At 55.4% G+C, this 15417-nt stretch carries 13 protein-coding genes, 1 tRNA gene and 1 pseudogene; 13 read left to right on the forward strand and 2 right to left on the reverse strand.

Annotated elements, in window-relative coordinates; genetic code table 11:
• Positions 1–41: 41 nt before the first annotated feature.
• From JAO77_RS05980 to rplT, 5 genes and pseudogenes are all read left to right on the forward strand, one after another.
• Complete coding sequence (locus tag JAO77_RS05980; protein WP_198989371.1) at positions 42–1151, forward strand: tetratricopeptide repeat protein; 1110 nt, start codon at positions 42–44, stop codon at positions 1149–1151.
• A gap of 102 nt (positions 1152–1253) precedes the next feature.
• Positions 1254–3191 carry a threonine--tRNA ligase gene (gene thrS / locus JAO77_RS05985; RefSeq protein WP_198989372.1) on the forward strand — a complete coding sequence of 646 codons (1938 nt, stop codon included), beginning with the start codon at positions 1254–1256 and terminating at the stop codon, positions 3189–3191.
• A 184-nt stretch (positions 3192–3375) separates the two neighbouring features.
• Positions 3376–3933 (forward strand): annotated as a pseudogene (gene infC / locus JAO77_RS05990) (translation initiation factor IF-3); the annotation flags it as partial.
• A gap of 177 nt (positions 3934–4110) precedes the next feature.
• A complete protein-coding gene (rpmI, locus tag JAO77_RS05995) occupies positions 4111–4305 on the forward strand; it encodes a 50S ribosomal protein L35 (RefSeq protein ID WP_144842930.1) in 195 nt (64 codons plus the stop codon).
• A 75-nt stretch (positions 4306–4380) separates the two neighbouring features.
• On the forward strand, positions 4381–4725 hold the full coding sequence (rplT, locus tag JAO77_RS06000) for a 50S ribosomal protein L20 (protein ID WP_144842932.1): 345 nt from the start codon (positions 4381–4383) through the stop codon (positions 4723–4725).
• A gap of 181 nt (positions 4726–4906) precedes the next feature.
• On the opposite strand, the gene JAO77_RS06005 is transcribed toward rplT, so the two are convergent.
• Positions 4907–4980 (reverse strand) — tRNA-Met (locus JAO77_RS06005).
• Positions 4981–5088: 108 nt separating this feature from the next.
• Between JAO77_RS06005 and JAO77_RS06010 the strand changes: the two genes are divergently transcribed.
• The 8 genes from JAO77_RS06010 to bshB1 all read left to right on the forward strand — a co-directional run bounded on the left by JAO77_RS06010 (position 5089) and on the right by bshB1 (position 14004).
• Entirely contained in the window at positions 5089–5502 is a 414-nt protein-coding gene (locus tag JAO77_RS06010) for an START-like domain-containing protein (RefSeq protein WP_235998219.1), read from the forward strand.
• 71 nt (positions 5503–5573) lie between these two features.
• On the forward strand, positions 5574–7025 hold the full coding sequence (locus JAO77_RS06015; protein WP_235998220.1) for an LptF/LptG family permease: 1452 nt from the start codon (positions 5574–5576) through the stop codon (positions 7023–7025).
• A gap of 108 nt (positions 7026–7133) precedes the next feature.
• On the forward strand, positions 7134–7409 hold the full coding sequence (gene rpsO, locus JAO77_RS06020; RefSeq protein ID WP_144842936.1) for a 30S ribosomal protein S15: 276 nt from the start codon (positions 7134–7136) through the stop codon (positions 7407–7409).
• A 217-nt stretch (positions 7410–7626) separates the two neighbouring features.
• On the forward strand, positions 7627–9765 hold the full coding sequence (gene pnp, locus JAO77_RS06025) for a polyribonucleotide nucleotidyltransferase (RefSeq protein WP_198989373.1): 2139 nt from the start codon (positions 7627–7629) through the stop codon (positions 9763–9765).
• Between the two features lie 234 nt (positions 9766–9999).
• The gene (locus JAO77_RS06030) at positions 10000–10863 is read left to right on the forward strand and encodes a sigma-70 family RNA polymerase sigma factor (protein WP_144842942.1); all 864 of its coding nucleotides are present in this window, start codon (positions 10000–10002) and stop codon (positions 10861–10863) included.
• A gap of 150 nt (positions 10864–11013) precedes the next feature.
• A complete protein-coding gene (gene trxB, locus JAO77_RS06035; RefSeq protein ID WP_198989374.1) occupies positions 11014–11943 on the forward strand; it encodes a thioredoxin-disulfide reductase in 930 nt (309 codons plus the stop codon).
• Positions 11944–12052: 109 nt separating this feature from the next.
• Entirely contained in the window at positions 12053–13174 is a 1122-nt protein-coding gene (locus JAO77_RS24345; protein WP_286192436.1) for a peptidoglycan DD-metalloendopeptidase family protein, read from the forward strand.
• Between the two features lie 104 nt (positions 13175–13278).
• Complete coding sequence (gene bshB1, locus JAO77_RS06045) at positions 13279–14004, forward strand: bacillithiol biosynthesis deacetylase BshB1 (RefSeq protein ID WP_198989565.1); 726 nt, start codon at positions 13279–13281, stop codon at positions 14002–14004.
• Between the two features lie 125 nt (positions 14005–14129).
• Here the strand turns inward: bshB1 and JAO77_RS06050 are convergent, their stop codons facing one another.
• Entirely contained in the window at positions 14130–15095 is a 966-nt protein-coding gene (locus JAO77_RS06050; protein ID WP_198989375.1) for a hypothetical protein, read from the reverse strand.
• Positions 15096–15417 lie beyond the last annotated feature (322 nt).

Raw genomic sequence — 15417 nt, forward strand, 5'->3', positions numbered from 1 at the left:
CTAGGCACGTATAGTTTGTTTTTCAAGAGATTATAGTTAAAATGCGTAGCTGGCTAATCCTGCTTTTACCGTTTCTCGCCGCCTGCCAGGCGGCCCCCTCCGAGCGGCCCGACACCCTGGTAAACCTTGCCACGGTGCAAAGCGGCCCCCGTGTGCAGGCCGATGAATTGGACGGGGCCATCCGGCAGCAACCTGACAATACGGGGCTGCTGGCCCGCCGTGCTACGCTGCGCCTGGCGGCGGGTCAGCCTTCGGCGGCCTTAAGCGACATTAGCTCGGCCCTGGCTATCGATGATGCCGATGGCGAGCTGTATTTCTTACAGGCGCGCGCCCTGCGGGCCCTAGGGCGCCTGAGCCAAGCCCTGGCTGCCGCCCGCCAGGCGGCAGCTAACGGCTTCAACTCGCCCGAGCTTCCTTTGCTGGAAGGCGAAACGCACCTGGCCGCCCGGCAGTACGACGCCGCGCTCGAAAGCCTCGACCGCACCCTGCGCCTCGACCCCGACCAACCAGCCGCCTTATTTTATAAGGGGCTGGCCTACGCCGCCACCACCGATACTGCGCAGGCCCTTGACTACCTGCACGCCGCTCTGGCTCGCGACCCACGCCAACCTGAGATTTTGCACCAGTTGGCCTTCCTGCTCAATGCCTATCGCTTGCCCGCCGAGGCCGCCCGGTACGCCGCCCAAGGGCTGCGGCTCGATTCGACCTCGGGCGCCTTGGCCTACGACTACGGCCGGCAGTTCGAACTGCTGGGGCGGCCCGATAGTGCGCTGCGCTACTACCGCCGTGCGATACACTTCGACACGACGCAGTACCGGGCCGACTACCGGCTGGCCCTTGCAGCCGGGGCGCACGGGCAGCGGCCCGCTGCTATCATTCCTCACTTGCAGCGCGCGCTCCGCCGCAATGCGCGCCTGCCGCAGGCCCGCGCCTTGCTGGCCGAGGCCCTCGAAGCCCAGCGCCGCTTGCCCGAAGCCTACGCCCAGTTTCGGCTGCTAGTAGCCGAAAATCCTGGCAATCAGCACTGGACCTATAAAGTCTGGAAAACTGGCGAGGCCGTGCGGGCGATGCTGCCCGATAGCCTGCGCCCGCCCACTACCTACTACCGCCGAGCTGCGGCTGCCCCGGTAGCAACATCCCCGCAGCAGTAGCCAAAGTATTTTAGCGCACCCGCTACCTAGGGGCGTGCTACTCATTTCCTGGCGTGCAGGCGTAACTTGCGCCTGCTTTGCGCTCATTTGCAAGCATTAGTTATGCTCCACATCACCCTCCCCGATGGCTCCGTCCGCCAGGTCGAGCCCGGCACGACTGGCTACGACCTAGCCGCCAGCATCAGCGAAGGCCTGGCCCGCAATGCCTTGGCCGTTCGAGTAAACGGCGAAATCCGCGACCTGCATCGCCCTCTCACTGAGGACGCGACCCTCGAAATTCTGACCTGGAACGATGCCGGCGGCAAAGCCGCTTACTGGCATTCTTCGGCTCACCTCATGGCCGAAGCCCTCGAAGCGCTGTACCCTGGCGTAAAGCTGGCCATTGGTCCAGCCATCGAAAACGGCTTCTACTACGACGTGGACTTAGGCGAAGGCCGCACCATATCCAGCGATGAATTCCCCGCCATCGAGAAGAAAATGCTCGAGCTGGCCAAGAACAAGAGCAAGTTTGAGCGCCGCGAGGTGCCCAAGGCCGAGGCCGTGGCGTACTTCACCGAGAAGCAAGACCCCTACAAGCTAGAGCTGCTCGAGAACCTGGAGGATGGCAACATTACCTTCTACTCGCAGGGTGGCTTCACGGACCTGTGCCGCGGGCCGCACATTCCCGACACGAGCCCCATCAAGGCGGCTAAAATCATGAACGTGGCCGGGGCCTACTGGCGCGGCGACGAGAAAAATAAGCAACTCACGCGCCTCTACGGCATCACATTCCCTAAGCAAAAGGACCTCACCGAGTACCTAGAGAAGCTGGAAGAAGCCAAGCGCCGCGACCACCGCAAGCTGGGCAAAGAGCTGGAGCTGTTCGCCTTTTCCGAAAAAGTTGGCGCGGGCCTGCCGCTGTGGCTGCCTAAGGGCACCGTCCTGCGCGAGCGCTTAGAGCAGTTTCTGCGTAAAGCCCAGGTAAAAGCTGGCTATCAGCCAGTTGTAACGCCTCATATCGGTTCCAAAGAGCTGTACGTAACCAGCGGCCACTACGAGAAATACGGCGCTGATTCGTTCCAGCCCATTAAGACGCCTAACCCCGGCGAGGAGTTTCTCCTTAAGCCGATGAACTGCCCGCACCACTGCGAAATCTACCGCACCAAGCCACGCTCGTACCGCGAGCTGCCAGTGCGCTTAGCCGAGTTTGGCACGGTGTACCGCTACGAGCAGTCGGGCGAGTTGCACGGCCTCACCCGCGTGCGGGGCTTCACGCAAGACGATGCGCACATCTTCTGCCGCCCCGACCAAGTGAAAGAGGAGTTTCAGAAAGTAATTGACTTGGTACTCTACGTATTTAAGGCTTTAGGCTTTACTGACTTCACTGCGCAGATTTCCCTGCGTGACCCTGATAACAAGACGAAATACATCGGCAGCGACGAAAACTGGGCGCTGGCCGAAGCGGCTATTAAGGAGTCAACGGCCGAGAAAGGTCTCCCTACGGTTACTGAATTAGGAGAAGCAGCTTTCTATGGTCCCAAGCTCGACTTTATGGTGCGCGACGCCCTAGGTCGCCGCTGGCAGCTGGGTACCATTCAGGTCGACTACAACTTGCCCGAGCGTTTCGAGCTAGAGTATGTCACGCCCGATAATACTCGCGCCCGCCCTGTAATGATTCACCGGGCGCCGTTTGGCTCGCTCGAGCGCTTCGTAGCCGTGCTCATCGAGCACACCGCCGGTAATTTCCCGCTCTGGCTCTCGCCCGAGCAGTTCACGGTGCTGCCCATCTCCGACAAGTTTGCCGACTACGCTTACGAGGTGAAAGCCAAGCTCGAAGCTGCCGACCTGCGTGGCACCGTTGATGCTCGTGATGAGCGTATTGGTCGCAAAATTCGCGATGCTGAGTTGGCTAAGACGCCTTACCTGCTGGTAGTAGGCGAGAAAGAAGCCCAGGATGGCCTCGTGAGCGTGCGCCGCCATGGGCAGGGGGATATTGGGTCGATGCCGCTCGACAGCTTTGTGCAGAGCGTGCAAACCCAAATTGCCGAGGCAATGGGGTAGGAGGGCACCCACCATCCCTAGGTTAAAAAGGCGTGCTGAAGCGTGATTCAGCACGCCTTTTTATATATTATTTTGCTTTTGCAAGATTAATTGCCGATATTTGCCCCCCGAACGTCACGCCATGGGCTGGGCGCTCGGTATAACTATCTCATATCCGGCCACTTTTAGCAGGAGGACTTTCGCCATAGCTACCCCAAACCGTCGGTACGTGCCCCGCCAGCAGGTGGAAGAGCCGTTCAAAATCAACCAGAAAATCACCGCCCGCGAGGTTCGTCTCGTCGGCGATAATGTCGAGCAGGGTATCTATTCGATAGACCAGGCTCGCAAATTTGCCCAGGAGCAAAACCTGGATTTGGTGGAGATTTCGCCCACCGCTACCCCGCCCGTATGCCGCGTTATCGACTACTCGAAATTTAAGTACGAGCAGAAGAAGAAAACTCGCGAGCTGAAGGCCAAGCAAACCAAGGTTGTAATCAAAGAAATTCGCTTCGGTCCTAATACCGACGACCACGACTTTGAGTTTAAAGTAAAGCACGCCAAAGAGTTTCTTAAAGAGGGCGCCAAGATTAAGAGCTACGTGCACTTCGTAGGCCGTAGCATAGTCTTCAAAGAGCGCGGTGAGATTCTGCTGCTCAAGTTTGCCCAGGCCCTCGAAGACCTCGCCAAAGTTGAGCAGCTGCCCAAGCTCGAAGGCAAGCGCATGTTCCTCTATTTGGCTCCTAAGGCTGCCGTAGTAGCCAAACCTGCCGCGAAGCCCGCTGCTCCGGCCGATAAGCCTAAAGAGAACAAGGCTCTTAAGGACAAAGAAGCTGCTCAGGCGGCCACCGAATAGCTTAACCCCGGTTGTTGATGGCTGCCGCTGCCGGCTACGTTAGTCGTTCAGCGTCAGTACCAAACAATCAATAATCAACCACAACCCATGCCCAAAGTAAAAACCAAGTCGGGTGCCAAAAAGCGTTTCAAGCTGACTGGCACCGGCAAAGTGAAGCGTAAGCACGCTTTCAAGTCGCACATTCTGACCAAGAAGAGCACCAAGCGTAAGCGTGCCCTCACCCACAGCGGCCTAGTTAGCTCGGCCGACATGAACCGGGTGAATCAAATGCTTAACATCTAAATCCTCACCAGGCTTCCGGTCGCATGATAAGCTTCAGCAATTGCTGAGCGCCGGCTGCCAAAAACAACTTAGGTTATGCCAAGGAGTGTAAACCACGTGGCCTCGCGCCACCGCCGCAAGAAAGTAATGCGCCTCGCCAAAGGCTACTATGGCCGGCGCAAAAATGTATGGACCGTTGCGAAGAACGCAGTAGAAAAGGGCTTGCTCTATGCCTACCGCGACCGCAAGGTAAAGAAGCGCGAGTTCCGTGCCCTCTGGATTCAGCGTATCAACGCTGGTGCTCGTGAGCACGGCCTGTCGTACTCGCAGCTGATGGGCGGCCTCAAGAAGGCTGGCATCGACCTCAACCGCAAGGTGCTTGCCGACCTAGCCCTGAACCACCCTGCTGCTTTCGCGGGCATCGTTGAGAAAGTGAAGTAAAGTAGGGAAGGCGCCCGCAAGGCTCCACCCAATCGACTGACCCTGCTAAGCGCTTGCCCCCACCTAGGAGGCAAGCGCTTTTTGCTTTACGAGCTGCTACGGTTCAGCTTTTATTGCGTAGCTTGTAGAGGCTAAAAGCAAAAAACCGTCCTAGTATAAAACTAGAACGGTTTTTGATAAGTAGCGGGGACGAGAGTTGAACTCGTGACCTCAGGGTTATGAATCCTGTGCTCTAACCAACTGAGCTACCCCGCCGGGTCGGTTTGGGAGTGCAAAGGTAGTAAAAAAACTCAACCTGGCAACTCTATTTTTAAAAAAAAAGTTGTTTTCCTGCCCGCTGGGCCGCTTTTCTTCAAAGTACTTATGGACATGCCCGTTACCAGTAGTAAGCGCCGTTTCGAGATGGAATATCCGATAAACGCTTCGCCCCGTCTGTTGTTTCCCTATCTCGCCTCAGCCTCAGGACTCGCGCAGTGGTTTTGCGAGGATGTGCGCCTCGACCCTGACCACCGTTTTAATATGGTGTGGGACAAGCAGAACCACTACGCCGAAATAGCCTTGCAACGCCCCGGCCGCTCTATCCGCTATGTGTTTCTGGATGAGAAAAAACAGCCCTTAAGCGATGCTAACTATTTGGATTTTAGCCTGGAATACTCGAAAATTACAGACAGCGTGTTTCTACGCGTAACCGACTATTCCGACCATGGCAATGACCAAGAGCAGCAAGAGCTGTGGGATGGCTTGGTAGGGCGATTGCGAGAGCAGGTAGGCGGTTAACCCCCTAGGCGGGCTACGCACTATCTGATGACCACGGGCGTTGAAACTCGCGGGCAGGTTTTAGTAACGAAATGATGCTAAAGAAACTCGATAAACTTATTTTAAAAGCCTTTGCGGGGCCTTTTCTGCTCACGTTCGCCGTAGTAGAGTTCATTTTTCTGACCCAGGTTTTACTCAAGTATCTCGATGATATTGTGGGTAAAGACCTAGGGGTTGCCGTTATTCTGAAGTTGCTATTCTTTCTCAGCGTTACCATCGTGCCCATCTCACTGCCTTTGGCCGTGCTGCTATCGTCACTGATGACCTATGGCAACCTAGGGGAGCACCATGAGCTAACGGCCATCAAGGCCTCGGGTATTGCGCTCACGCGCATTTTGCGCCCCGTGTGGCTAGTGAGCTTGGCGCTGGGGGGTATTGCGTTCTGGTTTAACAATAGCATTGTACCTAAGGCCAATCTAAATGCCTATAGCTTGCTATGGGATGTGCGGCAGAAAAAGCTAGCGCTCGACATCCGTGAAGGTGTTTTTTACAACGGTATCCCTGGTTACACCATTAAGGTGAACAAGAAATTAGGTCCAAATAAAGATGCTCTCATGGGCATTATGATTTACGACCATACCCAGAAGTCGGGCAACGCAACCGTAATGCTGGCCGACTCGGGCCGTATGTTCACCCGCTTTGGCGGACAGTACCTAGGGTTAGAGCTGTTTCGGGGTCATAGCTACGTAGAGCAACCCGATGCCCGCGACCGCTCAGCATCATCGTTTGTGCGACAGGGCTTTACCCGGAATATGATAACGTTTTCGCTGTCTTCCTTTAATTTGACTAACACCAAGAAGGAGTTGTTTCAGCAAAACCGTATGATGCTGAACATTCCGCAGTTGTTCAAGTCGACTGATTCAACGCAGAAGGCGCTGCAACGCCAGCGTAAGCAGATACCGCTGCAGCTCAGCGGCTACTATACATACCTGCGCTTCGACACCATTAATCAAGCTGCCTATCGCAAGGTGTCGGCTTGGCACGTTCCATTGAGCAAGCTGGCCCCGCTGACGGGCGCCCAGGCCGAGCAGGCTGCCAATCGGGCCCGCAACATCGCCACCTTTATGAATACCAGCTCGCAGCGGCTGTTTGAGACCGCTCGTGATTCGGCCCAGTTCCGCATTGAAATCTACCGTAAGTACACGCAATCGGTGGCCGTTATTATGTTTTTTTTGATAGGCGCGCCACTTGGGGCCATTATCAAAAAGGGCGGCCTAGGCGTACCTATTTTGATTTCTATCCTGTTCTTCATTGTGTACTACGTCTTGAGCATCTTGGGCGAGAAGGGCGGCCGTGAGTTTGAGATGCCAGTAGGGCTGGGGATGTGGATTTCAAATGCTCTGCTACTTCCTGCCGGATTATTCTTCCTCTACCAAGCTTATAATGACTCGGGTCTGCTTGAGACTGACTTCTGGCGGCGCCTTGCGCAACGGTTGCCGCGCTTCCCGCGTCTGCGCCGATTAGCGTTGCCAGCTACGGAATAAGTAATTGGATTCCCGAAAGAAATTGCGTACCTTTGCGCCCGCCCTGCGGTGTAGGGCAGCCACAATTCTCTTATTTTTTAATCTAAGACGGGTCATTCCTATCTGCCGATGAAACTCTCGACCGAGGCCAAGCAGGCCATCTTCGAAAAAAACAGCCTTCAGAAAGTAAACACCGACACCGGTTCGGCCGAGTCGCAAATTGCGCTGTTCACGCACCGCATTCAGCACCTCACGGAGCACCTGAAGACCAACAAAAAAGACCACAGCACTCGTCTAGGTCTGCTCAAACTGGTAGGTAAGCGCCGCCGCATGCTGGATTATCTTCAGCACCGCGAGATTAACCGCTACCGCGCCATCATCAAGGAGCTAGGCATCCGCAAGTAAGCCAAGCTACCGGGAGTAGGGAGCCTTCTAGAGAAGGTTCCCTACTCTTTTTTTTGCCGGTGCCCAAGCCGTCCTGGGGCACTCGCAGTACCCGAAGCTAGGAGCGAGTCAGCGGCCCCCTCCCGTACTGCGTTTGCCTGAACTGTTTGCCTGCAAGTTTTTGTTTGAATAGATATTTTTTAGCTCCTAGCTTCCAGCTACTTACTCTTTCGAAAGAATGCCCGCTCCCCACTCAATTACCAAAACCCTGGCGCTGCCCGATGGCCGTCAGATTTCCATTGAAACCGGCAAACTGGCCAAGTTTGCTGATGGTGCCGTAGTAGTGCGTCTCGGCGACACGATGCTACTCGCTACCGTTGTGTCGGCTCCGAGCCAGCGCGAAGGTGTTGACTTTCTGCCGCTTTCGGTTGACTACCAAGAAAAATTTGGTTCGGCCGGTAAGATTCCTGGCTCGTTCCAGCGCCGCGAAGGCCGCCTGAGCGACTACGAGATTCTGATTTGCCGCCTCGTTGACCGCATTCTGCGGCCAATGTTCCCCAAAGACTACCACTACGAGGTGCAGGTAATGATTAACCTCATCTCGGCTGACAAAGAAGTACAGCCTGATGCGCTGGCTGCGTTGGCTGCCTCAGCCGCTATCTCGATTTCCGATATTCCGTTTGCCGGCCCGATTTCGGAAGTGCGCGTAGCGCGCATCGATGGTCAGTTCCAGATTAACCCTAAGACCAGCGACCTAGCGCGCGCCGATATGGACCTCATCGTAGGTGCTACGGCCGACTCGGTAGCCATGGTAGAAGGCGAGATGAAGGAAGTGAGCGAAGAAGAAATGGTAGCCGCCATTGCCTTCGGTCACGAAGCCATCAAAGCACAGGTGCAGCTGCAGAAAGAGCTGGCCGAGGCTGTAGGCCGCACGCCCGACGCGCAGCCCCGTGAGTATCCTAAGTACGAAGAGAACGACGCGCTGAAAGCGCTGATTCACGAAGGCATCTACCAAGGTGCTTACGACGTGGCTCGCTCGGGTAACACCAGCAAGTCGGGCCGCAAAGAAGGCTTCTCGGGTGTTAAGAAAGCTTTCCTCGATAAGCTAGTGGCCGAGCAGCCCGAGCTGGATATGAAGATGGTAAGCCGCTACTATTCGTCGGCCGAGAAAAAAGCCATCCGCGATATGATGATTAAAGAGCGGGTGCGCCTCGACGGTCGTCAGCTTACCGAAATTCGTCCTATCTGGTCGGAAATCAATTACCTGCCGGGTGCTCACGGCTCAGCCATATTCACGCGTGGCGAAACCCAGAGCTTGACCACGGCTACGCTTGGCACCAAGCTCGATGAGCAAATCATCGACCAGCCGCTGCACTCGGGCTACAACCGATTCATGCTGCACTATAACTTCCCCGGCTATTCGACCGGCGAAGTGAAGCCTAACCGGGGCGCTGGTCGCCGCGAAATTGGCCACGGTAACTTGGCTATGCGCTCGCTCAAGCAAGTGTTGCCACCCGACGAAGAAAACCCCTATACCATCCGCATTGTATCGGACATCCTGGAGTCGAATGGCTCGAGCTCGATGGCGACGGTGTGCGCCGGCTCGCTGGCCCTGATGGATGCCGGCGTGAAAGTGCGTTCGGCAGTAGCTGGTATCGCTATGGGTCTGGTGCAGGATAAAGAAACCGGCGAATATGCCGTGCTGTCCGATATTCTGGGCGACGAAGACCACCTAGGCGATATGGACTTCAAGGTAACTGGAACCGAGAAGGGGATTTGCGCTTGCCAGATGGACATCAAAATCCAGGGCCTGAGCAATGAGATTCTGACCGCCGCCCTGCACCAAGCCCGCGAAGGCCGCCTGCACATTCTGCGCGAGATGGCCAAGACCATTGACGCCCCGGCTCCTGAGCTGAAGGCGCACACGCCGCGCTCGCACAAAATGCTGATTGACAAAGAGTTCATTGGCGCGGTAATCGGGCCGGGTGGCAAAGTCATTCAGCAAATCCAAAAGGATACTGGTGCCACGGTTATCATCGAGGAAAAGGACGAAAAGGGCCACGTAAGCATTTACGCCGCCAACCAAGAGTCGATGCAGGGTGCTATCGACCGCATCCGGGCCATTGCGGCGCAGCCCGAAGTAGGCGAGACCTATAAAGGCAAAGTGCGCTCGATTCAGCCCTATGGTGCATTTGTGGAAATCATGCCGGGTAAAGACGGTCTGTTGCACATTTCGGAGGTGACGCACGAGCGCATTGCGTCGCTCGAAGGAGTGCTAGAAGTAGGACAGGAGATAGATGTGAAGCTAGTGGATATCGACAAAAAGACGGGCAAATACCGGCTGTCGCGCAAAGTGCTATTGGCCAAGCCAGCGTAGTGAATAAGTTAAGGAGAGAAGATGGAAAAATTTAAAATTTGGAATGCTAATTGCGGCGAGTAGCTAATGGTTAGAACCAAAATTTTATATTTTTCTGTCTTCTCATCCTCACCTTGCCTCGCCGAACTTTCGCCCATATAGCAGCGTTGTTTTCCCTTGAATCGGCCGTGAGCCGGCCGAGTAGTATGCTTCCAATTAACTCCTTTAAAACTATCTAATTAGCCACCGTTACCGATGAGACAGCTAAAAATCAGCAAACAGATTACCAACCGCGAAAGCCAATCGCTGGATAAATATCTCCAGGAGATTGGTAAAGTGGACCTGCTGACGCCCGACGAGGAGGTAACGCTGGCGCAGCGCATTCGCGATGGTGACCAAAAAGCCCTGGAAAAGCTGACTAAAGCTAACCTGCGCTTTGTGGTTTCGGTAGCAAAACAATATCAAAACCAAGGGCTTAGCCTGGGCGACCTCATTAATGAAGGTAACTTAGGTCTTATTAAGGCAGCTAAACGCTTCGACGAAACCCGCGGCTTTAAGTTTATCTCTTACGCCGTATGGTGGATTCGCCAGAGCATCCTGCAAGCACTAGCTGAGCAGAGCCGTATTGTGCGTTTGCCTCTGAATCGGGTAGGCTCGTTGAACAAAATCAGCAAGTCTTTCTCGGAGCTGGAGCAGAAGTTCGAGCGGGAGCCTTCGCCCGAGGAAATTGCTGAGGTACTTGAGCTGACTACTTCGGAAGTAGTGGATACCCTGAAAATTTCGGGTCGCCACGTATCGGTAGATGCACCGTTCGTGCAAGGCGAGGAGAACCGCTTGCTTGACGTGCTCGAAAACGAGGACGAAGAAACGCCGGATTCGGGCCTGATGAACGACTCACTGCGCAAAGAAGTGCAGCGGGCTCTCTCGACCCTGACCAAGCGTGAGGCTGACGTGATTACGCTCTACTTCGGGCTAAATGGTGAAGCCGCTCTAACGCTGGAAGAAATTGGCGAGAAGTTTAACCTGACCCGTGAGCGCGTGCGCCAGATAAAGGAAAAGGCCATTCGCCGCTTGCGCCACACGTCGCGTTCGAAGGCGCTGAAGCCATACCTAGGCTAGTTGTTGCCTAAATTTGTTTACTTGAAAACCCCGACCGTGAGGTTGGGGTTTTTTGTAGGTAAATGTGCGAATCCTAGGATTTGCTACGTTGTTTTTTATCTCTACGACTAATTGCTTGCGAGCGCGAAGCACAATTCTCGCGCTATTTGTATGGAACACATTCATTGCTTGATAATTGGTTCGGGGCCAGCCGGCTATACTGCAGCTATCTACGCGGCGCGGGCCGGGCTCCAACCAGTAATGTACCAAGGCTTGCAGCCGGGGGGGCAGCTGACCATTACCAACGATGTGGAAAATTTTCCGGGCTACCCAGACGGTGTAATGGGCCCGGAGATGATGGAAGACTTGAAAAAGCAAGCCACACGTTTCGGTACGGATATCCGCTACGGCATTGCCACCAAAGTTGATTTTTCGGGGCACCCGCACAAAATCACGATTGACGAAACCACCGAGTTGACGGCCGATTCTGTGATTATTGCCACTGGCGCTTCGGCCAAGTGGTTGGGCCTGCCTTCAGAAGCGCGGTTGAACGGCTCGGGGGTATCGGCTTGCGCGGTGTGCGACGGCTTCTTCTATCGTGGTAAGGAAGTAGCCATCGTAGGCGCGGGCGACACAGCGGCTGAAGAGGCAAACTACCTCGCTAACCTTTGCTCGAAGGTGTATATGCTGGTGCGCAAAGACGCCATGCGGGCCTCGAAAATCATGCAGAAGCGGGTGCTCGATAACCCCAAAATTGAAGTGCTCTTCGACACTGCTACAGATGAAATTCTGGGTGAGCACGCTGTGGAAGCAGTACGGGTAAAGAACCTCGTGACGCATGAAACGCGTGAGCTTCCCATTCACGGCTTCTTCGTAGCCATTGGCCACGAGCCGAACTCCAAGATTTTTCAGGACTACCTGCACCATGATGAGCAGGGCTACCTAAAGACTTTGCCCGGCACGGCCAAAACCAACGTGGATGGTGTGTTTGCCTGCGGCGACGTACAAGATTATACGTATCGCCAGGCCATTACGGCAGCGGGCAGCGGCTGTATGGCGGCACTCGATGCCGAGCGCTACCTAGCGGGCCTAAAATCATAGTTTTATAAGCGAACGTGCAGCTAGCCAAGCGGGCGGTGCACCTTTCGTATCTACCAACAGGCAGTAGTGGCTCGCGCACCGAGTCGCTGCTGTCATTTTTGGGTTTCTTTTGACTTTTCCTAAGCTTTTTTTTCGCCTGCCCGTGCTGTTAGTGCTGCTGGCCTGCTGGCTAGGGGCCGGCACATCTGCACAGGCGCAGCGCCGCCGGGCTTCGAGAGCCAAGCCGAGTAGGGCGCGCAGTAAAGATTTCTTCAAGGCGCGCACGCCTACATTGCGCTACGTACGGCCCGATACCACTACCATCATCGAGACGGAGGAACTACCCGACGACCGGTCAGACGCCGCCAAGTCTATTTTCAACCCGGCCCGCAAGCTGAGCATCGTGAGTGAAGACACCACTACGCTCAACGAGGGCGGGCAGGAGATAGTGGAGATGTCGGACGAGGTACTTATTGATTCGTCGTGGGTGCGGGTAGCGGGATACTACTCTATTTGGGACACGCACAACATCAACCCGTACCGGGTAGATGGCCGTCGTATTCGCGATACCATTAACCTGAAGCTGGTAGACCCCGTGCGCCAGCACTACGCCAAGATGCCGCTGGTGAAAACACCCATCACCTCGGGCTTCGTGTTTCGGTGGGGCCGCTGGCACTTTGGGGTAGACCTAGACCTAGAAACTGGCGACTCAGTAAGAGCCGCATTTGACGGCGTCGTTCGCATTAGCAAGTGGGATGGCGGTGGCTATGGCAACTACCTACTGGTGCGTCATTACAATGGCCTCGAAACGTTGTATGGCCACCTGAGCAAGCCGCTGGTGCCAGTAGGCACTTTCGTGAAGGCCGGCCAGATAATCGGCCTAGGGGGGAGCACGGGGCGCAGTACTGGTTCGCACCTGCACTTTGAGGTGCGCTACGAAGGCAATCCTATCAATCCTACACTGGTATATAATTTCCCGGGTTACCAGCTACGGAGCGATAATTTCACCATTACCTCGGCGCTTTTCAACTACTACAGCCGTGCTCTGCGGCGCGGGCGAGGTAGCAGCAGTGCGAGCAGCCGCGCGCCGGAGCCCAGCGCTGCCCGGCGCGTAGTGCAGCACCAGATACGAGCGGGCGATACGCTTTCAGAAATTGCCGACCGCTACGGGGTGCGCGTAAGTGCGCTCAAGCGGCTTAATCCTAGCCTAGGGAATACGCTGCGGCCCGGCAAGAAGCTGCGTATTAAATAGACCGCAGATTCAAACGGATTTGTCGGATACGCCTGCCTTTGGCAGGCTGGCTAAGTGGATGTAGGAGTGGCTTTGGTTTTTGTTGATTAATGCTTGGTAGGATGATTAAGCTAGATGTGTTGGCCCTGGGGGCTCACCCCGATGATGTAGAAATGTCGTGCTCGGGTACGCTGCTGGCGGCGGTGGCTGCTGGCAAGAAAGTAGGCATTGTGGACCTGACGCGGGGCGAGCTAGGTACCCGCGGCACTCCAGAGACCCGGGCGGCCGAGGCGGCAGCAGCAAGCAAGATATTGCAGCTTAGCGCCCGCGAGAACCTTGGCTTGCCCGACGGGTTCTTTAAAAACGACCGCGAGCACCAACTGCTGCTCATCGCGGCCATTCGGCGCTATCAGCCCGAAGTAGTGCTTTGCAACGCTATCAACGACCGGCACCCTGACCACGGGCGCGCCGCCCAGCTAGCTACTGACGCCTGCTTTTTGAGCGGGCTGCGCATGATAGAAACGCTGGACGAAAATGGCCAACCCCAGGCACCCTGGCGCCCCAAGAACGTGTACCACTACATTCAGGACCGGCTGTTGCCGGCTGACTTTGTCGTTGATATCACGCCGTATTGGGCGGGCAAGTGGGCTTCTATAACTGCCTATGGTACGCAGTTTTATAACCCAAGTGCCGACCCAGCTGCCCCGCAGACTTATTTGTCGGGGCAGACTTTCTCACACTTCATGGAGGCCCGCGCGCGCGAGTTTGGGCACCTGATTGGAGTAGAGTTTGGCGAAGCCTACACCGTGGAGCGGCCCGTGGGTGTACGAGAAATAGGTGACCTGATATAAGAATAGAATACATGCAAAAAGAGACCTAGGAAATAGGAGCAGGCTAGTGCTTCTATTTCCTAGGTCTCTTTTTTGGTGGCGCTAAAGTCAATTTGCGCTGAGGCCTACCACCTAGGTGGGTCGCGTTATAGTTCCATCACCAGGGTCAAGGCTGTTTCCAAAACTAGGCCGGTAGTCGCCTGGGTTTGCAGCGTCACCTTGTATTCACCTGCTGGTAAACCCGTATTAGCCAATACACTGACCTTGCCAGTGGTAGCATCGACACTGAATAGCTTGGCAGTGTCTGTAAACGGCGTTCCGTTTCGCTCAACAGCTTTGAGGGTGTAGCTGCCCTGGTATTTGGTCGGATAAAAAGTAGGTGCTTTCGACGTGTAGGCCTTGCCTAGCTGCAGCACGACGCGATTTTCGAGTATCGTTAGGTTATAGTCGGAGTAGTAGGTACCGAAGAAAAACTTGGGCTTGGGCATCAGCACCACCCGAAATTGCCGGTAGGCCACCCGGTAGCCATCCTTGGTGAGCGTTGGTAGCAGGTCGTAGGTCCATTCATGCTTCTGGTCGGGGTCGCCGGCGCCAGCCGCTACTACTACCTGCTGGCCAGCAATGCTCACTTTGCCGTCGGGGCGGCCATTCACCTCCAGCACCAATTCGGTGTTGGCCGCATTTAGGCCCGCGTAGTCTACTGTGTAGGCGAGAGGTTTATTGTCATAAATACCGTAGGCGTAAGGGATAACGTCGGTAGAGGGTACGTCTGCTAGGTTGAGTTGCGCTGGCAAAACCTTGATTTTGAGGCGCGAATGCACTTGCTTGAAGCCTGTGCTCGACGTAGCCGTAAGCGTGGCCAGGTAGTTGCGCGGCGTGCGCACGCCACTCGTGCTCGACGTAGTAGTAGTAGGGTAGAGCTGGCTTGCATCGATGCTAACCTTGCGCGTGGCTTGGTCTACCGTCACGGCGCGCGCCACTAGGGTGGTCAGCGAGTCGCTGGCATTCACCTTCACCTTAGCGTTGTCCTTAAAGCTGAGCGCCAGCGTGACATTGGGCAGGTTCTGATATTCTGCGGGTAGGTCGAGCTGGATTTTCTGCCCGTAGGTCAACGCCAGCGAATCGGGCAGCGTGATGGCGGGAGATAGCCTAGGTTCACGATTTCTTCGACCTCCGTTTTGCGGCAGCTCGACAGGCTAAGCCCAGTCAGCCCCGCTGCGAAGGTGGCAGACAGTAGTATGCTTTTACGCATTAAGAAAAAGGTAAGTGGGCTATGCGCCCAGAGTGAAACGGCCGCAAAGGTAGCCGGCTGGGATTATTAAATGCATCATAGTTGCATTTAATAATTAATTAGTTTATCCGCTTGATTTCCATCGTACGCTAAGCCTACCTGATAGCTGTCGCTTCCGTGCTATATATAAACAGATTCTATTA

The organism is Hymenobacter sp. BT559, assembly GCF_016427535.1.
Classification (GTDB): domain Bacteria; phylum Bacteroidota; class Bacteroidia; order Cytophagales; family Hymenobacteraceae; genus Hymenobacter.